Annotated in this window: 18 protein-coding genes; 7 read left to right on the top strand and 11 right to left on the bottom strand. The window is 69.9% G+C overall.

Translation table 11 applies throughout. From position 1 onward, the window contains the following. The first annotated feature begins 146 nt into the window (after nt 1-146). Complete coding sequence (locus tag ACZ5U5_RS12200) at nt 147-1,046, top strand: LysR substrate-binding domain-containing protein (RefSeq protein ID WP_469019808.1); 900 nt, start codon at nt 147-149, stop codon at nt 1,044-1,046. A 12-nt stretch (nt 1,047-1,058) separates the two neighbouring features. Here the strand turns inward: ACZ5U5_RS12200 and ACZ5U5_RS12195 are convergent, their stop codons facing one another. The 4 genes from ACZ5U5_RS12195 to ACZ5U5_RS12180 form a co-directional block, all read right to left on the bottom strand. After that, entirely contained in the window at nt 1,059-2,570 is a 1,512-nt protein-coding gene (locus ACZ5U5_RS12195) for an acyl-CoA synthetase (RefSeq protein WP_469019806.1), read from the bottom strand. A 63-nt stretch (nt 2,571-2,633) separates the two neighbouring features. Beyond that, on the bottom strand, nt 2,634-3,380 hold the full coding sequence (locus ACZ5U5_RS12190; protein WP_363207235.1) for a succinate dehydrogenase/fumarate reductase iron-sulfur subunit: 747 nt from the start codon (nt 3,378-3,380) through the stop codon (nt 2,634-2,636). Then, nucleotides 3,377-5,365 (bottom strand): fumarate reductase/succinate dehydrogenase flavoprotein subunit, encoded by a 1,989-nt coding sequence (locus tag ACZ5U5_RS12185; RefSeq protein WP_469019805.1) that lies wholly within the window; start codon nt 5,363-5,365, stop codon nt 3,377-3,379. Before ACZ5U5_RS12185 ends, ACZ5U5_RS12190 begins: the two co-directional genes overlap by 4 nt. A gap of 3 nt (nt 5,366-5,368) precedes the next feature. Beyond that, on the bottom strand, nt 5,369-6,040 hold the full coding sequence (locus ACZ5U5_RS12180; protein ID WP_469020824.1) for a succinate dehydrogenase: 672 nt from the start codon (nt 6,038-6,040) through the stop codon (nt 5,369-5,371). Between the two features lie 135 nt (nt 6,041-6,175). On the opposite strand from ACZ5U5_RS12180, the gene ACZ5U5_RS12175 reads away from it, so the two are divergent. Next, nucleotides 6,176-7,054 carry a LysR family transcriptional regulator gene (locus ACZ5U5_RS12175; RefSeq protein WP_469019802.1) on the top strand — a complete coding sequence of 293 codons (879 nt, stop codon included), beginning with the start codon at nt 6,176-6,178 and terminating at the stop codon, nt 7,052-7,054. 89 nt (nt 7,055-7,143) lie between these two features. On the opposite strand, the gene ACZ5U5_RS12170 is transcribed toward ACZ5U5_RS12175, so the two are convergent. The 4 genes from ACZ5U5_RS12170 to ACZ5U5_RS12155 form a co-directional block, all read right to left on the bottom strand. Then, nucleotides 7,144-7,899 (bottom strand): VOC family protein, encoded by a 756-nt coding sequence (locus tag ACZ5U5_RS12170; RefSeq protein WP_469019800.1) that lies wholly within the window; start codon nt 7,897-7,899, stop codon nt 7,144-7,146. Between the two features lie 11 nt (nt 7,900-7,910). Then, nucleotides 7,911-10,046: a putative bifunctional diguanylate cyclase/phosphodiesterase gene (locus ACZ5U5_RS12165; RefSeq protein ID WP_469019798.1), complete on the bottom strand. Its 2,136-nt coding sequence runs from the start codon at nt 10,044-10,046 to the stop codon at nt 7,911-7,913. After that, nucleotides 10,043-10,855 (bottom strand): SAM-dependent methyltransferase, encoded by an 813-nt coding sequence (locus ACZ5U5_RS12160; RefSeq protein ID WP_469019796.1) that lies wholly within the window; start codon nt 10,853-10,855, stop codon nt 10,043-10,045. The genes ACZ5U5_RS12165 and ACZ5U5_RS12160 overlap by 4 nt, the downstream gene beginning before the upstream one ends. Nucleotides 10,856-11,175: 320 nt before the next feature. Next, entirely contained in the window at nt 11,176-12,144 is a 969-nt protein-coding gene (locus tag ACZ5U5_RS12155) for an SCO0930 family lipoprotein (RefSeq protein ID WP_469019793.1), read from the bottom strand. 224 nt (nt 12,145-12,368) lie between these two features. Here ACZ5U5_RS12155 and ACZ5U5_RS12150 point away from each other — a divergent pair, with 224 nt between their 5' ends. Both ACZ5U5_RS12150 and ACZ5U5_RS12145 read left to right on the top strand, forming a co-directional pair. After that, entirely contained in the window at nt 12,369-12,965 is a 597-nt protein-coding gene (locus ACZ5U5_RS12150) for a hypothetical protein (protein WP_469019792.1), read from the top strand. A gap of 15 nt (nt 12,966-12,980) precedes the next feature. Then, a complete protein-coding gene (locus tag ACZ5U5_RS12145; RefSeq protein WP_469019789.1) occupies nt 12,981-13,745 on the top strand; it encodes a bestrophin-like domain in 765 nt (254 codons plus the stop codon). A gap of 55 nt (nt 13,746-13,800) precedes the next feature. On the opposite strand, the gene ACZ5U5_RS12140 is transcribed toward ACZ5U5_RS12145, so the two are convergent. Continuing rightward, complete coding sequence (locus ACZ5U5_RS12140) at nt 13,801-14,442, bottom strand: HAD family hydrolase (protein ID WP_469019786.1); 642 nt, start codon at nt 14,440-14,442, stop codon at nt 13,801-13,803. Nucleotides 14,443-14,587: 145 nt separating this feature from the next. On the opposite strand from ACZ5U5_RS12140, the gene ACZ5U5_RS12135 reads away from it, so the two are divergent. After that, the gene (locus ACZ5U5_RS12135) at nt 14,588-14,806 is read left to right on the top strand and encodes a hypothetical protein (RefSeq protein WP_469019783.1); all 219 of its coding nucleotides are present in this window, start codon (nt 14,588-14,590) and stop codon (nt 14,804-14,806) included. A gap of 225 nt (nt 14,807-15,031) precedes the next feature. Beyond that, nucleotides 15,032-15,580, top strand: coding sequence for a hypothetical protein (locus ACZ5U5_RS12130; RefSeq protein ID WP_469019781.1), 549 nt, complete (start codon nt 15,032-15,034; stop codon nt 15,578-15,580). Nucleotides 15,581-15,701: 121 nt separating this feature from the next. On the opposite strand, the gene ACZ5U5_RS12125 is transcribed toward ACZ5U5_RS12130, so the two are convergent. Continuing rightward, the gene (locus ACZ5U5_RS12125) at nt 15,702-16,214 is read right to left on the bottom strand and encodes a hypothetical protein (RefSeq protein ID WP_469019780.1); all 513 of its coding nucleotides are present in this window, start codon (nt 16,212-16,214) and stop codon (nt 15,702-15,704) included. A 351-nt stretch (nt 16,215-16,565) separates the two neighbouring features. Here ACZ5U5_RS12125 and ACZ5U5_RS12120 point away from each other — a divergent pair, with 351 nt between their 5' ends. Further along, entirely contained in the window at nt 16,566-17,222 is a 657-nt protein-coding gene (locus tag ACZ5U5_RS12120; RefSeq protein ID WP_469019778.1) for a class F sortase, read from the top strand. A 57-nt stretch (nt 17,223-17,279) separates the two neighbouring features. Here the strand turns inward: ACZ5U5_RS12120 and ACZ5U5_RS12115 are convergent, their stop codons facing one another. Next, the gene (locus tag ACZ5U5_RS12115) at nt 17,280-18,125 is read right to left on the bottom strand and encodes a polysaccharide deacetylase family protein (protein ID WP_469019777.1); all 846 of its coding nucleotides are present in this window, start codon (nt 18,123-18,125) and stop codon (nt 17,280-17,282) included. Between the last annotated feature and the right edge of the window lie 72 nt (nt 18,126-18,197).

Raw genomic sequence — 18,197 nt, 5'->3', positions numbered from 1 at the left:
TCCTCGCGGTGGTGGATTTGCGATGGTTCCCGTGGGGTCGGGTGAGGGTTCGGGGGATCCGTCGGCCTTGCGAGTTCGAGGTTAGGATCGATGCTTGAGACTGTCCAAGACTCGCTTGGACACAGTTGAGTCCTCCGAGGTCTTACATGCTTGACCTGCGACAACTGCGCTATTTCGTGGCCGTGGCCGAGACGGAACACGTCGGCCGCGCGGCGGAGGCGCTGCACATCTCCCAGTCGCCCCTCAGCCGCCAGATCGCCCAGCTGGAGAAGCAGCTCGGCCTCGTCCTGTTCGAGCGCAGCCAGCAGCGCATCCGCCTCACCGCGGACGGCCGGGTCTTCCTGAGCGAGGCCCGCGCCCTGCTCCGGCACGCGGACCGCCTGGAGAACCTCGGCCGCAGGCTCGGCCGCGGCGAGGAGGGCGGCCTGTGCATCGGATACGTGGGCGACGCCATGCACACCGGCGTCCTGCCGGGCGCGCTGCGCACCCTCCAGGAGGAACGCCCCGGCATCCACGTCGCCCTCTACAGCCTCTCCGCGGCGGAACAGTTCGAGGGCCTGCGCCAGCGCAGCCTCGACATCGCCCTCGTCCAGGAGCCGCCGGAGAAGGACGACCCGGATCTCCTGGCCGCGCCCCTCCTCGAAGATCCGCTGCTGCTCGCGCTGCCCGCGGCCCATCCGCTCGCCGCGCAGGGCGAGTTGACGCCGGGTGACCTGGACGGGCAGGCGTGGATCGCGGTCGAGAACTCCCGGGACCCGGCCTGGCGTGACGCCTTCCTCGCCTCATGTGTGGCGTCCGGCTTCACCCCGGACATCCGTCTGGACGCCGCGGAGCCGCTCACCGCGCTCGGCCTGGTCGCCTCGGGCCTCGGTCTCGCGCTCATCCAGAGGAGCATGGTGCGCGGCACGACGGACGGCGTCGCCGTACGCGAACTGCCCTGGCACAAGGCGTCCGTTCAGCTGTGGGCGGCCTGGCACGCCATCGATCTGCGGCCGGTGGTGGCGTCCTTCCGTGAGACGGTCCTGGCCGGCCGCACCCTTGCCTGAAGGGGGCGGACCTCATTCCCAATAGGACCTGCGCAGCGAGGACTTGGCCAGCTTGCCGGTGGGTGTGCGGGGCAGCGAGTCCGTGAAGTCCACGGAACGCGGCGCCTTGTAGTGAGCGAGGCGCTCGCGCACGAACGCGATCAGCTCACGCTCCAGTTCGGGCCCGGCACTCACTCCGTCGGCCGGGCACACCACCGCCTTGACGGCTTCCCCCATCTCCGCGTCCGGCACCCCGATCACCGCGACGTCCGCGACCGCCGGGTGCAGCACGAGGCAGTCCTCGGCCTCCTGCGGATAGACGTTCACACCACCCGAGATGATCATGAATGCCTTGCGGTCGGTGAGGAAGAGATAGCCCTCCTCGTCCACGTGCCCGATGTCTCCCGTGGTGGTCCAGTTCGGATGCGTGGGGTGCTGGGCACCGCGGGTGCGGTCCTCGTCGCCGTGGTAGCGGAAGGGCAGTTCCTCGCGCTCGAAGTAGACGATGCCGGTCTCGCCGCTCGGCAGGAGTCCGCCCTCCTCGTCGCAGATCCGCAGCTCGCCGAGGAAGCCGTCCTTGCCCACCGAGCCGGGCTTGCGCAGCCATTCGTCGGGCGAGATGAACGTGATGCCGTTGCCCTCCGTCGACGAGTAGTACTCGTACAGGATGGGCCCCCACCACTCCAGCATCCGCTGCTTCACCTCGACGGCGCAGGGCGCTGCGGCATGGATGGCGGTCTTCATCGACGACAGGTCGTAACGCTCGCGCACCTCGGCGGGCAGCTTCAGCATCCGTACGAACATGGTCGGCACCCACTGGCTGTGCGTGACCCGGTGCCTTTCGACGGCCGCGAGGGCGCCTTCCGCGTCGAAGGCGTCCATCAGGACGACCGTGCCGCCGAGCGACGTGACGACTCCGCAGAAACGCAGCGGCGCCGCGTGGTAGATCGGGGCGGGCGAGAGGTAGACGGTGTCCTCGCCGAAGCCGTACATGGCCTTGAAGATCAGCACGTAGGTGCTCGGCTCGTCGCGCACGTCCCCCTCGGGCAGCGCGGGCTTGATGCCCTTGGGGCGGCCCGTCGTGCCGGAGGAGTAGAGCATGTCGGTGCCGCGCGGCTGATGGGCGGGCGGCTGCGCGGACGCCGACTCCAGGGCCTTCTCGTACGTCCCGTCGTCGAGGCCGAGCAGGATCGGCGGCCCGCCGGCCAACTCCGCCACGGCGGCGCCCAGTTCGGTGAGCGAGCCGGAGATGATCAGCGCCTTCGCCCCGCAGTCGCGGACTATGTACGCGGCTTCGTCCGTCGTGAGGTGGTGGTTGACGGCGGTGAGATAAAGGCCCGAGCGCAGCGCCGCCCAGTAGACCTCGAGGGCGCGCGGATCGTTGTCGCACAGGAGGGCGAAGTGGTCGCCCCGACGCAGTCCTGCGGCCCGCAGATGATCCGCGAGCCGCAGGGAGCGTTCTTCGAGCTGTCCGTAGGTAAGGGTCCGTGTGCCGTCAGCGGTGACGACGGCCGGCCTGGCGGGGTCGTACGCTCCCGGGTGCATGCGGCGACGGTACAGGAGCGCCTTGACGGTGCGTCAGACCCCGTACAGGACGTGGTGGTTCGGTCAGCGGCTGACCTTTCGGGTGGCCCGCAGCCACTCCTTGTTCATCGCGGAGATGGAAGGCAACGGAATGCCCTTCGGGCAGGCGGTGGCGCACTCGCCGGTCAACGTACAACCACCGAAGCCCTCCTCGTCCATCTGCGCGACCATGTCAAGGACACGCGTCTCGCGCTCCGGCGCACCCTGCGGCAAGACACCCAGGTGATTGACCTTGGCCGAGGTGAACAGCATCGCCGAGCCGTTGGGGCAGGCGGCGACGCACGCGCCGCAGCCGATGCACTCGGCGTGCTCGAACGCGAAGTCCGCGTCGGGCTTCGGCACGGGTGCCGCGTGGGCCTCGGGTGCGGCGCCGGTCGGGGCGCTGATGTACCCGCCGGACTGGATGATCCGGTCGAAGGACGAGCGGTCCACGACCAGGTCCTTGACGACCGGGAAGGCGGCGGCCCGCCACGGCTCGACGTCGATCGTGTCGCCGTCCTTGAAGGACCTCATGTGCAGCTGGCAGGTGGTGGTGCGCTCGGGCCCGTGCGCGTCGCCGTTGATGACGAGCGAGCACGCGCCGCAGATGCCTTCACGGCAGTCGTGGTCGAAGGCGACGGGGTCGTCGCCCTTGACGATGAGCTCTTCGTTGAGGGTGTCCAGCATCTCCAGGAAGGACATGTCGGACGAGATGCCGTCGACCTCGTAGGTGGACATGGCGCCGTCGGCGTCGGCGTTCTGCTGGCGCCAGACGCGCAGGGTGAGCTTCATGCGTAGCTCCGCTGAGTGGGGTGGACGTACTCGAAGACGAGGTCTTCCTTGTGAAGGACGGGGGCATCGCCGGTGGCGGTGAACTCCCAGGCGGCCGCGTACGAGAACTTCTCGTCCACGCGCGCCGCTTCACCGTCCGGCGTCTGTGACTCCTCGCGGAAGTGACCGCCGCAGGACTCGGCGCGGTGCAGGGCGTCGAGGCACATCAGCTCGGCGAGCTCCAGGTAGTCGACGATACGGTTCGCCTTCTCCAGGGACTGGTTGAACTCCTCGCCGGTGCCGGGGACCTTGATCCGGCGCCAGAATTCCTCGCGAATCTGCGGGATGCGCTCCAGGGCCTTGCGCAGACCCGTCTCCGTACGGGCCATGCCGCAGAACTCCCACATGAGCTCGCCGAGTTCACGGTGGAAGGAGTCGGGGGTACGGTCTCCGTCCACGGCGAGGAGCCGGGTGACGCGGTCGGTGGTCTCCTCCAACACCTCCCGCACGACGGGGTGTTCGTCGGAGATCTCGTCGTGGTGCGGATGGCGCGCGAGATAGTCGTTGATCGTGGACGGCAGCACGAAGTAGCCGTCGGCCAGGCCCTGCATCAGTGCGGAGGCGCCGAGGCGGTTCGCGCCGTGGTCGGAGAAGTTGGCCTCACCGACGGCGAACAGGCCCGGGACGGTGGTCTGCAGGTCGTAGTCGACCCAGAGTCCGCCCATCGTGTAGTGCACGGCGGGGTAGATCCGCATCGGCGTCTTGTACGGGTCCTCGTCGGTGATCCGCGCGTACATGTCGAAGAGGTTGCCGTATTTGGCCTCGACCGCCTTCTTGCCCATGCGCTTGATCGCGTCGGCGAAGTCCAGGTAGACGCCCTGGCCGCCGGGGCCCACTCCCCTGCCCTCGTCGCACACGTTTTTCGCGGCGCGCGAGGCGATGTCGCGGGGCACGAGGTTGCCGAAGGAGGGGTAGATGCGCTCCAGGTAGTAGTCGCGCTCATCCTCGGGGATTTTGTTGGCCGGGCGGTCGTCGCCCTGCGCCTTGGGGACCCAGATACGGCCGTCGTTGCGCAGCGACTCGCTCATCAGCGTGAGCTTCGACTGGTGGTCGCCGGTGCGCGGGATGCACGTCGGGTGGATCTGCGTGAAGCAGGGGTTGGCGAAGTAGGCGCCGCGCCGGTGGGCGCGCCAGATCGCCGTGGCGTTGGAGTTCATGGCGTTCGTCGACAGGTAGAAGACGTTGCCGTAGCCGCCCGAGGCCAGGACCACCGCGTCGGCGAAGTACGTCTCGATCTTGCCGGTGATCAGGTCGCGGGCGACGATGCCGCGGGCCCGGCCGTCGACCACGATGACGTCGAGCATCTCGGTGCGCGGGTGCATCTCGACGTTGCCCGCCGCGATCTGCCGGCTGAGCGCCTGGTAGGCGCCGAGGAGGAGCTGCTGACCTGTCTGGCCACGTGCGTAGAACGTCCGTGAGACCTGTACGCCGCCGAAGGAGCGGGTGTCGAGGAGACCGCCGTACTCGCGCGCGAAGGGCACGCCCTGCGCGACGCACTGGTCGATGATCTCCACCGAGATCTGCGCGAGGCGGTGGACGTTGGACTCGCGGGCGCGGAAGTCGCCGCCCTTGACGGTGTCGTAGAAGAGGCGGTGGACGGAGTCACCGTCGTTGCGGTAGTTCTTCGCGGCGTTGATGCCGCCCTGCGCGGCGATCGAGTGGGCGCGGCGCGGCGAGTCCTGGTAGCAGAACTGGACGACGTGGTAGCCCTGTTCGGCGAGCGTGGCGCCGGCGGAACCGCCCGCGAGGCCGGTGCCGACGACGATCACGGTGTGCTTGCGGCGGTTGGCGGGGTTGACCAGCTTGGCCTCGAAGCGGCGGGTGTCCCAGCGCTCGGCGACGGGACCGGCCGGGGCCTTGGTATCGGCCACCGGCTCCCCGGTCACGTAATCGGCGTACTCGCGGGAGGAGCGCTGACGTGCGTCGTACTCACGGGAGGAATTCATCGGCTAGCTCACCACTCCGGTCATGACGGCCACGGGGACGACGACGAAGCCCGCCGTCAGGACGAACGCGACGCCATTGGCGATGATCTTCAGGGTGCGGTCGCGGGTCGCCTTGCCCGCGCCGAGGGTCTGCGCGGCGCTCCACAGGCCGTGGCGGACGTGGAAGCCGAGGGCGGTGACGGCGACGATGTAGATGACGTTGCCGTACCACGTGGAGAACGTGTCGATGATGTTCTGGTACGGGTGCAGGTGCTCGTAGCCGCCCGGGTGCACGGTGCCGGTCGTCAGGTCCAGGATGTGCCAGACGATGAACAGGGCGAGGATGATCCCGCCCCAGCGCATCGTGCGCGTGGCGAAGCTCTTGCCCGCCTTCTTGTTGACGTACTTGGCGGGGCGCGCCCTGATGTCGCGGCGGCTGAGCTGGTACGCGGAGACGGCGTGCGCGACCACGGCGACGACGAGCACCACGCGGATCAGCCAGAGCGTCCACTCGTAGTGCATGAAGGGCTCGCCGACCGTGCGCAGCCAGTGGGCGTAGTGGTTGAGCTCCGCGGGCCCGAAGAAGATCTTCAGGTTTCCGATCATGTGGGCGACCAGGTAGAGCAGCATGATCAGGCCGCTCACCGCCATCACTGTCTTCTTGCCGACGGACGAGTCCCAGATCGTGCGCGTCATCGACGACCGTTTTCGGTCCGTCCGCGTTGCCAGAGCCATGGGACCGACGCTAAGGCCGAAGGTCCCGATCGGTCCAAGAGATGGATCAGCTCATCTCGATAGCGAGTGGCTATCATCGGCCGTACGCTGGCGTATATGCAGTTCCAACAGCTCCTCTACTTCGTCGCGGTGGCCGAGACCAGGCACTTCACGCGGGCCGCCGAGCAGGTCCACGTCTCACAGCCCTCGCTCTCCCAGCAGGTCCGCGCCCTGGAGAAGGAGCTGGGCGCCGAACTGTTCAGCAGGGCCCGCGGCAACATCGCGCTGACCGATGCGGGCGAGGCGCTCCTTCCGCTGGCCCGCCGGATCCTCGCGGACGCCGACACCGCGCGGATCGAGGTCCAGGAGCTGGCCCAGCTGCGCCGCGGCCGGATCCGCCTGGGGGCCACGCCCAGCGTCTGCACCGGTCTGCTCCCCGAGGTCCTTCGCGCCTTCCACGACCGGCACCCCGGCATCCAGCTCCTGCTTGAGGAGAGCGGCTCCCACGACCTCGTACGCGAACTGGCGCGCGGCGCCCTGGACCTGGCCATCGTCGTGCTCCCCCTCCCCACGCCCTCCCCGGCCCTGACCACCGTGGAGCTGCTCCGCGAGGACCTGGTCGTGGTGTCGTCGCCGGACGTCCGGGGGTTCGGCGGCAAGTCTGTGCGGGTGGCGGATCTGCAGCGGGAGCGCCTCGTGATGTTCCGGCACGGCTACGACCTGCGGGAGCTGACGGTCGCCGCCTGCCGGGCCGAGGGGTTCGAGCCGGAGTTCGCGGTCGAGGGCGGCGAGATGGACGCTGTGCTCGGCTTCGTGCGTGCCGGGCTCGGGGTCGCGGTCGTGCCCCGCATGGTGGCCGAACGCGCCGGGCGCGGCCTGCGGATGACGCCGCTGGCCCGCCCTTCCCTGCACCGCACGATCGCACTGGCCCACCGCAGCGATGTGGCTCCGCCACGGGCGGCGCGGGAGCTGCAGCGGATGCTTTTGGAGCGGTAGGCGCTTCGGTGACGTGTTGAACCCGCGGGCCCGGTGGGGGCTGGTCGCGCCCACGCGGCGGAGCCGCATATGTCACAGCCCCGCGCCCCTTACGGGGCCGTCAAATCCCCCGTCGCTGGATTCCGGATCGTCAGGCAGTACGTGCCGCCCGCCGGGTCCCGCATCACGATCCAGTGCGGGCCCCGCCACACGGCCTCGGCGCCGAGCCGCTCGTGCCGGACGCGGTCCGCGTCGAGGTCGGAGCAGGAGAAGTCCTGATGGGCTGTGGCGGGCCCGTCCTCGCCCAGACGCTGGAGCAGGATGCGGATCGGCAGCCGTGGGTCCGGCTCGACGAGGTGGAACTCCGGGCGCGAACCCGGGCGGTCGGACCACCCCGTGAAGGCCGGCCAGAACGCCTTCTCCGCCTCGAACACCGCAGGCGGCACGTCAAGGGACACCTGGTCGAGGCGGCTCGTGGTCCCGTCCGGTGCGCCGAGCGGCGCGGGGCGGACCTTCTCGCCCTCCCACCGCACCACGCAGAACAACTGGCCGCCGGGAGAGCGCAGGACCTCCAGGCCCTCCTCCGCGTGGACCGGAGTGGCACCCAGCGCGCGGGCCTCGCTCGCCTTGGCCGGTACGTCCTCCACCGCGAAGTCGAGGTGCGCGCCGCCGGGTCCTTCGACCGCCTGCGCCTTCAGGAAGGCGTCGGCCCCCTCAGGAAGGAGCGTCACGAACTGGTCGTCCTCGCCCCGGAACGCGGAGAGCCGCGTCCCGGTGACCGCCGCCCAGAAGTCATGGGCCTTCGCGAACCGGTCCTTGGGCCGGTCCACGAAGGCGTACACCCACTGGATCACTCCGTCGGACATCCTCGTACTCCTCAGCTCACCGCGTCGGCCAACGCCAGTTCGTGCAGCTGGTCCGGCGGGCCGGGCCTGGCGTAGTACCAGCCCTGCGCCGTGTCGCAGCCCAACTCTCGCAGCTGATCCGCCTGGGCGCCCGTCTCCACGCCCTCGACCGTGACCGCGAGGTCCAGGCTGTGGGCGAGCGCCACGATGCCCTCGACGATCTTCAGGTCCACGGGGTCGGCCGGGAAGTGCTGCATGCCCTGGGTGAAGGAGCGGTCCAGCTTGAGGACGCTCACCGGCAGGCGCCGCAGATTGGCGAGGTTCGAATAGCCCGTGCCGAAATCGTCGAGCGCTATGTCCACGCCCATCTCGGCGAGCCGCCGCAGCGGCTTGAGCAGGTCGTCGTCGGCGCCGATCAGCGCGGACTCGGTCACCTCCAGGCACAGGGCGCCCGGTTCGAGGCCGGCGCGCTCCAGGATCTCCACGGTGTCCGAGACCAGACCGGGGTGCTTCAGCTGCATGGGCGAGAGGTTCACGTTCACGCGCAGCGGCCCGGCGTCCTTGTGCCGTGCCTTCCAGGTGCGGGCCTGGCGGACGGATTCCTCGAGGACCCAGCGGCCGAGCGGCACGATCAGACCCGTGTGCTCGGCGAGCGGGATGAACCGGTCCGGGCCGATGATGCCGTGCTGCGGGTGCAGCCACCGCACCAGCGCCTCCGCCCCGCGCACGCTGCCGTCACCCAGGTGCACCAGGGGCTGGTACTCGATGAAGAACTCGCCACGCTCCAGGGCGGCGGGCAGCGCGGTGGTCAGGCCGTGCCGGGTGATGGCGCGGGCGTCGGCCTCGGGGTCGGCGAGCTCGAAGCGGTTGCCTCCCGCGGACTTCGCGCGGTACATCGTGATGTCGGCGCTGCGCAGCACCTCCGCCGCGCCACGCTCACCGGCCGGGCCCTCGACGATGCCGATGCTGCCGCGCACGGTCAGCTCGCGGCCCTCGACGCGGATCGGGGTGGAGAGCGCGTGCATGATGCGCCCGGCGAGCTCGTCCACCTCGGCCTCGGTGTCGCGTCCCGTGGTCAGCGCCACGAACTCGTCGCCACCGAGCCGAGCGACCATCTCGCCGGGGGCCGTGGCGCACGACTGGAGCCGGTCGGCGACCTCGACGAGGAGCCGGTCGCCCGCCGCGTGCCCGAGGCTGTCGTTGACGGTCTTGAAGCCGTCGAGGTCGAGATAGCAGAGCCCGAAGCGTGCGCCGTCGCCCGCGGCGAGGGCCTTCTCCAGGCGCTCGAAGAACAGGGTGCGGTTGGGCAGACCGGTGAGCGCGTCGTGCGTGGCCTCGTAGCGGAGGCGCAGATTGAGCAGCCGGCGTTCGGTGGTGTCCTCCATCAACGCCAGTTGGTACTGCGGCACTCCGTCCGCGTCACGCAGCAGCGAGACGGTCAGATTGGTCCACAGGGCGGTGCCGTCGGGGCGGTAGAAGGCCTTCTCCACGCGGTAGTGCTCGCGCTCCCCGCGCACCAGCTCCTCGTAGAGCTTCCACACGTGGGGCGAGTCCTCCGGGTGCGTCCACTCCGCGACGTTGCGTCCGCGCAGCTGGCTCTCCAGTCCGCCGAACATGCGGATCAGCGCGTCGTTCGCCTCCAGGACCGTGCCCGTGAGGTCGGCGATGCCGATGCCGATCGCCGCGCCGTGGAAGACGGCGCGGAAGCGTGCCTCGCTCGCGTGCAGGGCCTCGGCGACCGCACTGCGGGCGTTCAGGGCCGCTCGGGATATCGCCTCCTGCTCGGCGAGGGTCCGCTCACGCAGGGCTGCCGCGAAACCCGCGGCCACGGCGTGCTGCAGGCGCGCGGACCGGGCCCGCAGCTCCTCCTGCGGGCCGTCGTCGCCGCAGTACAGGACGAGGTAGGCGTCCACGCAGTCGAGGGTGCGGCTCAGCGCCTCGGGATCGGTGCAGTGCGTGCCGACGAGCGCCGCGCCGATCGCCTGACCCTCGGCCGCGTCGAAGATCCGCTCATGCAGTGCGGCACGCAACCGCCGCGCCAGCGGCACCAGTTGCAGCTCGAACTCGGGGCGGGTCAGCGACGTCGCCGTCACGGGGAAGATGGCGCGGCTCCAGATGGTGGCGAACCTGCGCACTCTGTCCTCGAGGCCGTCCGGGTCCCCGCTCATGCCCTGCGCCCCACGCCGGCGAACCCGGAGAAGGCATAGGGATCCTCCTCCTCGGGCGCGGTGTCGGGCCGCCAGCGCGGCATCGGCACGAGGCCGGGTTCCACCATGTCGTATCCCTCGAAGAACCGCGCGATCTCTTCGCGCGAGCGCATGATCAGTGGATTGCGGATGTCCTTGTAGACGCCGACGGCCTGACCGGCCTGCTCGGCGGGGATCGGCATCCCTTCGTACGAGGCGTGCGTGAGGGCGATCACACTGCCGGGCGCGAGTGCGTCCCGCAGTTCGGCGACCGCTGTACAGGGATCGTACGCGTCCTCCACGAAATGCAGGACGGCGACGAGAAGAAGGGCGACGGGACGGTCCAGGTCGAGCAGCCCCTCGACCTCCGAACTGCCCAGAATGTCCTGCGGTTTACGCAGATCCGCGTTGACGACGGCCGCCTTCTCATCACCTTCGAGCACGGCACGGCTGTGCGCCACGGCGACCGCGTCGTGGTCGACGTACACCACGCGGGATTCGGGGTCGGCCCGCCGCGCGACCTCGTGCACATTCCCGAAGGTGGGGATGCCCGAACCGATGTCGAGGAACTGGGTGATGCCCTCGTCCACGGCGAATCGCACCGCTCGGCGCATGAAGGCACGATTCGCCTGCATGATCTTGGGCAGCCCCGGCATGAACTCCATCGCCCGGCGGGCCGCGTCCCGGTCGACCTCGAAGTTGTGCGAACCGCCCAGGTAGTAGTCGTAGATGCGGGACACGCTGGGCATCGTGATGTCGATGCCCTGCGGGGCCCAGGCGGGACGCTCCATCAGGACTCCAAGACGTAGGCGAGACGAGCCGGTGTTCGAAGGTGAGGCTACTGATCGTCCGCCAAGGGAGCGAGTCAAAACGGAAATTGGGCGTCCGTTCTCGGTCACTGCCTGTGGCAAGTGCCGAATTTCAACCCAAAGAACCGGTCCGTTCCTCCCCGGGAGGGGGAAAGGAACGGACCGGTAGACCGTACGCGAGGTACTTCTGACTGACCCCCCTTCTTGGCTGACTTCTTCTTCGGACCTGCCCGACGACGCCGACTGCTTCTGTACCTCTATTTCCTGTACGTCTTTTTCCTGTACGCCTGCTTCCTGTACGCCTACTTCGGGGCGCCGACAGGTTTTCCGTCAGGGCCGGCGGCGTACCAAGTGCCGCCCACGCCCTGGCCATTGGTGTCGCCGGGCTTCTTGTCACCGGCGAAGGTGTACATCGGCCAGCAGTCGATCGTCTGCTGGCGCTGTCCGTCGGGGCGGTCGAAGACGACGAAGCCCTTCTTCAGGATCCCCTTGGTGTCGTTCTTGTCCACGGGCGGCACGACCGGCCACTTCTCCAGGCAGGCGCCGGTGCACGCGGACTTCATCGGCCAGGCGGAGTCCTTGGTGAAGCGGTAGACGGTCATGCCGTTCTTGTCGACGACGATCTCCCCGAGCTTGGGGTCCTTGCGGGTGGAGAGCCCCGCCGGGTCGACGGGCGCGGTCTCGGCAGGGGGTTCGGCCTCGTCGGCCGCGGGCGCGGCCTTCTTGCCGTCGGGGGCGGCGGCGTACCAAGTTCCGCCCACACCCTGGCCCTTGGCGTCGCCGGCCTTGGCGTCCTTGGCGTACCGGTACATCGGCCAGCCGTCGATGGTCAGTTGCTTGCTGCCGTCGGTGCGGGTCACCTCGCCCAGCAGGGACTTGTCGACTCCGGCCGGGGCTTGTGCACCTTCGGGGGACGCGACGGGCCAGGTCGACGCGCAGGCGCCGTCACAGTTCGACTTGGGGGGCTGGGCCGTGTCCTTGTCGAAGCGGTAGAGCGTGAAACCCTCGCTGTCGGTGACGACCTTGCCGAGCTTCTTGCTGTCCCAGACAGCGAGCTGACCGGCGGCTTTCGCCTTCCCCGCGCCTTCCTTCGCGTCGCCCGTGTCGGCGCCGTACCCGTCCCCGGCCCCGTAACCGTCCTTGGCCGGGGCCTGGTTGCCGACGTTCTGCCCGTTCGGCGCCTGGTCCCCCTTCTCCTGACCACACGCCGTCGTCAGCGCCAGCATGGCCGCAGCTGTCGCCACGAGTGAGGCGCTTCGCCAGGTCTTCATCGGTAACTCCCGCTGTCTGCTTGGGTGTCGCGCCGCGGAGTGCGTCACGCATGGCCCTAGGTACGGGTGGGGACGGCGGATGTGTTCAACCGGCGTTCAAGATTCTTTCGCCGCCAGGCTCACGCCCGCCTGTTCGTCAAGCCCGCGCCCGGCGTCTCCTCCCTTCGGGTCACAGGAGGGCGGCATCGGCGTGGCAGGGCGACTCGCTGCCGATGATCCCTGACGTGCATGGATCCATTTGGGCCTCGTGCGGCCTGGTCACACGCTCGCTGGCGCTCCTGTTGCTGGCCTGGCTGCTCGGCGCGCCGGCGGCTGCCGCGGCGCCTGCCATCGTGCCCGCCATCGCGCCCGCCGACAGCTGCGCCTACGCCTCGATCGGTGACGCATCCGGCGGTGACGCCGTGGCGGTCGCGGGCGACGGAGTGGTCTGCCGGGCGGGCCCCACGCGCCGTCCGAAGCCGCCGCCTCCGCCCCCGCCTCCACCGCCGCCACCCCCCGCTCCGGCCCCGCCGCCGCGCCCGGAGCCGCCCGCGCCGGAGCCGCCGCCTCCCCCGCCACCAACGCCGCCACCGCCTGCTGCCAGGCCGGCCCCTCCGGAGCCCGCGCCGCCCCCACCCCCACCCCCGCGGCCGAGTCCGAGCCCGAGCCCGAAGCCGACCCCGTCCGCCCCGGCCAAGGTCACGCCGAAGCCGGTGAGTTACCCCTCGTACCGCGTCGCGGCACGCAGGGCGCCGCCCCGCAGCGGCCCGTCCCTTGTCTCGCTCACCCTGCTCGTCACCGCGCCCGCGGTGCTCGCCGTCGCCGCGCTGCGGCCGCGCTGACCCGTCGGAGGTCCCATGTCGGAATGGCTTGTTCTCACCCTCGCGATGGTGGCCGCGTGCGGCGTCGTCCTGGTCGTCACCTTCCTGCGGCACCGCAGGACGAGCCCGGATTACGACGCTTCTGAGACGCCGGACGTCATCGAGTACATGACGATGATGATCGGCGTCGTGTACGCCATCGTCCTTGGCCTGGCCATCGCCGGTGTCTGGGAGGCCCGCAGCGTCGCCGAGGACCATGTGCACACCGAGGCCCAGGCGTTGCACGAGGTGTCGGAGCGTGCGCGGGTCTATCCGGCCGACGTCCGTGAGCGCATCCGCACGGATGTACACGCTTATGTCAGCCATGTCGTGAACACCGAGTGGGACTCGATGACCGACCGCGGCGAACTCACCGATCGCGGCGGCCAACTCCTGGAACGTGTACGCCACGACGTCACCGACTACCAGCCCAAGTCCGACTTCGAGGCCCAGGCCTACCAGCCGCTGGTCGACCAGGTCGCGATCGCCGACGACGCGCGCAACTCCCGCGGTGACAGTGCCGGAGCCACCATGCCAGGGGTGGTCTGGTTCGGGCTCATCACGGGCGGTCTCGTCACCGTCGGCATGATCTTCGCCCTGCAGATCCGCCGCACTCCGCGCGAACTCATTCTCGCGGGGCTGTTCTCGGCCTTGATCGCCTTCCTGCTCTTCCTCATCTGGGACTTCGACGCCCCCTACAGCCGCGGCGTCGCGGCCACCCCGGATCCGTTCCGCGCCCTCTTCGACAACCTCGGGGGATGAGGGATGCGCGGCCCCGCCCTCAACTTCCGGGCGGGGCCGCCGCTCTGACGTCCACTCACTCCGCGATGACCGTCGCGACCTGGGTGAGGGAGTCGATTCGCCAGTCAGCGGCTTCGACGACTGCCTGGTCATCCGCCCACCAGTGGCCCCAGGGCCCACGCCGGATGTGCGCGACCCGCAACCCGGCGGCCTTCGCGGGGTAGATGTCGTTGGCGGGGTGGTCTCCGACGTACAGCGTCTGCTCCGGGGCGGCCTGGGCCACCTCGATCACCTTGGCGAAGAAGGCGGGGTCAGGCTTCGCCACGCCCCACTCCCCCGAGGTCGCGACGAGATCGGCGGGCAGATCAAGGCCCCGCAGCAACTCGCCCACGCGCTCGGTACGGTTCCCCGCGATGACGACACGCAGCCCCTGGTCGCGCAGCCCGCCGAGAGCGGGGCGCACATCGGGGTAGAGGTCGGTCTCGGCCAGGTGCTCACCGCGCCCCGCTGCCTCGCGGGCCTGATGGGCGGCGGCGACATCTATGTCCGGGCTGAGCAGCCGCAGTGCCTCGGTGTTGTCGCGGCCCCGCGTGACGACACCTCCCACGAGCGCGGAGACGGTGTGACGGGGCACGCCGAGCCAATCGGCCCAGGACGCCCAGTAGCGGTCATCTTTGGTGAGGGTCTCCCCCACGTCGAACACGACGGTCTCAATCATCGGGGCCAGCCTATGGCGCGACCATGTCCGACCGGCCGTCTGACCCGCGCCCCGAAAGGGGGTGGCCCGGCCTCCCGGGATGGGCTTCGCACGCAGGTCCGTAAACCATGCTGCGCGGCGGCCCCGTACAGCGCACTCTGGTGGCATGACCTGGCAGACACCCATCATCGTCCACCCGCCCGCTTCCGACGGCGGACGGCGGGTCTCCGTGCGCGGGCAGGCCGTCGGTGTCGCGCGCGACGACCACGACCTGGTGGAGTTCCTGCGCCGCGCGGGCCTCGGCGACGCGGACATGGCCCTGGACGACCCCCACCTCGTGGAGTGGAGGGGCGGCGGGGCGCATGTGTGGGAGCCGGGTTCCTGACTGGCCACCGTCCGGGACCGTGCGGATCGCCCTATCCCCCGAACCCCGTCAACACGCCCACGACACCCCGCCCGTTCCCCTGTCCGGCCCACACCATTGCCCCGTTCGCACGACGTGGATCGCGGGCGCCCGGGTCCCTGCCTAGCGTGTGCGGCATCGAGGTGCATATCAGGTGAAAGCGGAAGAAGGTCCGCGGCTGCTCCTCGGGGACCCGGAGGAATCATCATGCGCGCGATACGCGTCGCCTCAGCCGCTCTGCTCACTGCCACGACCCTGACCCTCGGCGCCGCCACCGCCTCGGCGGCCGTCGCCGACGAGGGTGACAACCCCAACAACATCACCTCGTTCGGCTTCCGCGTCACCCCGTCCACGATCGCCGCCGGCGGCCAGGTCCAGCTCAGCGTGGACGGCTGCGAGGGCGACGCGAAGGTCACCTCCGGCGTCTTCGATGACGCGCACATCCCCAAGGGGCAGAATTCCATCGCCGCGATGGTCTTCCCCGACGCCAAGCCCGGCGCGATGTACGAGGTGACCTTCGACTGCAAGGGCGAGACCGGCACCACGGACCTCACCATCGCCACGGGCCGCCCCACCCATCACCCCACCTCGCACCCCACAGGACCGGTCCACCGCGGGGTCAAGGCCGGAACCGGCGGCAGCTTCGGCGGGCTCGACCTGCATGAGATCGCCCTCGGCGGCGCCCTGATCATCGGCACCCTCGGCACCGCGTACCACTGGACGCGCCGCCGCACCGGGGACGGCAACAACTCCTGACCCGCCCGCCGCCCGACCGGCGCGGAAGGGGGACGCGCCGGTCAGGGAGACGGAACAGTTCACGCCCGGGGTACCGGCGCCCGACGTGCGAGTGACGGGCGCACCGGTGCCGGGCCCCTGGTCAGATGCCGCGCCCCGCGTTCTCCGAACGGCGGCGCATCCAGAACACTCCGCCGCCGACCAGGGCGACCGTCACGAGCGCCCCGCCGATCGCCATGTCGGTGCCGGTCGCCCCGGAGCTGTTACTGCCGCCGAGACCACCGCGGACGCCGCCGTGGATGACGGTGAACGCGTCGGGCTTGGTGAGCATCTTCTTGGCACCGCCGGAACCGCAGTGCACGGTGATGCTGTGGGCGCCGGGACTCGCGTGGTGGTAGACCCTGGGGTTCGCGCTGGCCGTGCCGCCGTTCATGCCGTGCAGGGGCGTGTCGGGAAAGGCGTTCGACGTGACCTTGCTGCCCGAGGCCGCGCACGCCGTGCCGTCGACCGTGACCGTCAGCTGACCCCCGCGGGGGATCACGCTCGGCATGGCGACGATGTTGGACGGATCGGCCCAGGCCGATGCCGTCGGGGCGGCGAGGCCGACGACGGCACCCGCGGTGACAGCGACCGCGAGGGCACGAGTGGTGCGCATACGAGAAGTACGCATGTGAATCCTCCGCGGAAAGCGCCCCGGGGTAACCGTTCCCCGGTCGATCGGCGAGAGCGCCTCCCAGACAGACCCTCAGTTGCCCTGCTCAGACCCGCATTTCGGCGATCGGCCGTCCTGGTGAGGCGACACGCCGAGGCGCGAACGTACAAGCCGATATTGCCGCAGGTCACGGACCGTCAGAAATTTCCTGCCGACCGCGACTCGGATGGCGCATGCCCGGTATGGGCGCCACCCGTTCGCTCCCGCTCTGTCGCCCGTCACGCGCGCCGCGCTTAGCGTTCTCGTACGCGCAACGGACGCGGTTCGAATGCCGCGTTGAGAGGGGATCAGAGAATGCCTTCGTCCCAGCCGGCCGATGAAGAGGAATCGCAGCGGAAGCGCGCGCCGTGGGGCGTGATGGCACTCGTTCTGCTGACCGGTCTCGCGCTGATCCGGAATGGCTCAGGGGAATTCGACGTGGGCCCGCCCCAGCCCGCTTCGGCCGCCGCGGCGGACCAGGCACCCGACAGTGCGGGAAAGACGGTCGCGCCGCTGACGTTCTCCCCCGCCGAGCGCGTGGGGATCAAGGGCATCCAGGTGGAGGCGCCGGTCATGCCGGTCGGGCTCGACGAGGAAGGCTGGGTGGACGCGCCGCCGGCGGAGGACCCGAACCTCGCTGGCTGGTTCACCGGAGCCGTGTCACCGGGTGAGAAGGGCACGTCCGTGATCGTCGGCCATGTCGACAATCAGCAGGGCCCGGCGGTCTTCTACGGCCTGGGTTCACTGAAGAAGGGAAATCGCGTCGAGGTCCTGCGCAGGGACCGCAAGACGGCGGTTTTCGAGATCTATGGAATCGAAGTATTCGAGAAGGACAATTTTCCGGGCAGCCGCGTCTACAGCGACAAGGGCGCTCCGGAACTGCGCGTCATCACCTGCGGCGGCGGATTCTCCAAGCGGTCCGGTTACGACGGGAACGTCGTCGCTTTCGCCCGCCTGGTGGATGTGCGCTGACGGCGAATGCGTCGGCGGCACACGGTGGGAACAGCACCGGGCGGGCGAAACTCCGCCCTACATTTCGTGGCGGCTCGGCACCGTGATCCGGTAACCCGCATCGATCAGCTCCGGCAGATACGTCCGCAGGGCCGCGACGCTCTGGGAACGGTCGCCGCCCGCGTCGTGCGAGAGGACCACGACCCCGGGCCCCGCACCGGCCCGTACGCGCCGGATGATGGTGCCCGTGCCCGGTTCGGTCCAGTCCAGGGTGTCCACGGTCCAGGCGAGCGGCTCCATGCCGAGGTCGGCGCCCAGTTGGAAGGCGTTGCGGTTCCAGGCACCGTAGGGGGCGCGGAACCAGGCGGGGGGCTCGCCCACTGCCTCCTCCACGACGTCGCAGGTGCGCTCGATCTCCTCGCGCATCGCGCTCCGGCTCATCTTCGGAAGGAGCGGGTGCGTCCAGGTGTGGTTGCCGATCAGATGCCCGTCGTCGGCCATCTCGCGCAGCAGGTCCTTGTTGTCGACGGCCATCTCACCGCAGACGAAGAACGTGGCACGGACGTCGTACTCGCGCAGGGTGCTCAGGATGCCCGGGGTGTAGCGCGGGTCGGGGCCGTCGTCGAACGTCAGGAACATGCTGCGGCCCTGTCCGTCCATGCGCAGGATCGGCGCCTTGCGGACGCGGGGCAGGGCGCGCGCGGCGCGCGGCGGGCCGTTGCCTGCCATGGGCTGGAGGCGATACGCGGAGGGCTTGAGGGCGCGCGCGGCGGGCGGGCCACCGGCCGCCGAACCACCGGAGGCCGTGGGCCCTGGTGTGGACGTGCGCTCCATGCCCGTGCATCCGGCGGTCGCGACCAGACCGAAGACAGCGGCGCCGCGCAGAAGTGCGCGACGCCCTGGAGTCATGTGATCCTTTTTCATTACTAATCCGTCGCATGGCGGAAGGCGGACGCCGGACAGCAACACCACGGCGGGCCACAGAAGCACTCGATG

The sequence above is a fragment of the Streptomyces sp. NPDC033177 genome (genome assembly GCF_055577715.1).
This window is presented reverse-complemented; position numbering and strand designations above follow the sequence as displayed.

Bases quoted from the DNA above. Each gene is read 5' to 3' on its own strand.
- ACZ5U5_RS12200 (WP_469019808.1), top strand. From the start codon at position 147: ATGCTTGACCTGCGACAACTGCGCTATTTCGTGGCCGTGGCCGAGACG.
- ACZ5U5_RS12195 (WP_469019806.1), bottom strand. From the start codon at position 2,570: ATGCACCCGGGAGCGTACGACCCCGCCAGGCCGGCCGTCGTCACCGCT.
- ACZ5U5_RS12190 (WP_363207235.1), bottom strand. From the start codon at position 3,380: ATGAAGCTCACCCTGCGCGTCTGGCGCCAGCAGAACGCCGACGCCGAC.
- ACZ5U5_RS12185 (WP_469019805.1), bottom strand. From the start codon at position 5,365: ATGAATTCCTCCCGTGAGTACGACGCACGTCAGCGCTCCTCCCGCGAG.
- ACZ5U5_RS12180 (WP_469020824.1), bottom strand. From the start codon at position 6,040: ATGACGCGCACGATCTGGGACTCGTCCGTCGGCAAGAAGACAGTGATG.
- ACZ5U5_RS12175 (WP_469019802.1), top strand. From the start codon at position 6,176: ATGCAGTTCCAACAGCTCCTCTACTTCGTCGCGGTGGCCGAGACCAGG.
- ACZ5U5_RS12170 (WP_469019800.1), bottom strand. From the start codon at position 7,899: ATGTCCGACGGAGTGATCCAGTGGGTGTACGCCTTCGTGGACCGGCCC.
- ACZ5U5_RS12165 (WP_469019798.1), bottom strand. From the start codon at position 10,046: ATGAGCGGGGACCCGGACGGCCTCGAGGACAGAGTGCGCAGGTTCGCC.
- ACZ5U5_RS12160 (WP_469019796.1), bottom strand. From the start codon at position 10,855: ATGGAGCGTCCCGCCTGGGCCCCGCAGGGCATCGACATCACGATGCCC.
- ACZ5U5_RS12155 (WP_469019793.1), bottom strand. From the start codon at position 12,144: ATGAAGACCTGGCGAAGCGCCTCACTCGTGGCGACAGCTGCGGCCATG.
- ACZ5U5_RS12145 (WP_469019789.1), top strand. From the start codon at position 12,981: ATGTCGGAATGGCTTGTTCTCACCCTCGCGATGGTGGCCGCGTGCGGC.
- ACZ5U5_RS12140 (WP_469019786.1), bottom strand. From the start codon at position 14,442: ATGATTGAGACCGTCGTGTTCGACGTGGGGGAGACCCTCACCAAAGAT.
- ACZ5U5_RS12135 (WP_469019783.1), top strand. From the start codon at position 14,588: ATGACCTGGCAGACACCCATCATCGTCCACCCGCCCGCTTCCGACGGC.
- ACZ5U5_RS12130 (WP_469019781.1), top strand. From the start codon at position 15,032: ATGCGCGCGATACGCGTCGCCTCAGCCGCTCTGCTCACTGCCACGACC.
- ACZ5U5_RS12125 (WP_469019780.1), bottom strand. From the start codon at position 16,214: ATGCGCACCACTCGTGCCCTCGCGGTCGCTGTCACCGCGGGTGCCGTC.
- ACZ5U5_RS12120 (WP_469019778.1), top strand. From the start codon at position 16,566: ATGCCTTCGTCCCAGCCGGCCGATGAAGAGGAATCGCAGCGGAAGCGC.
- ACZ5U5_RS12115 (WP_469019777.1), bottom strand. From the start codon at position 18,125: ATGAAAAAGGATCACATGACTCCAGGGCGTCGCGCACTTCTGCGCGGC.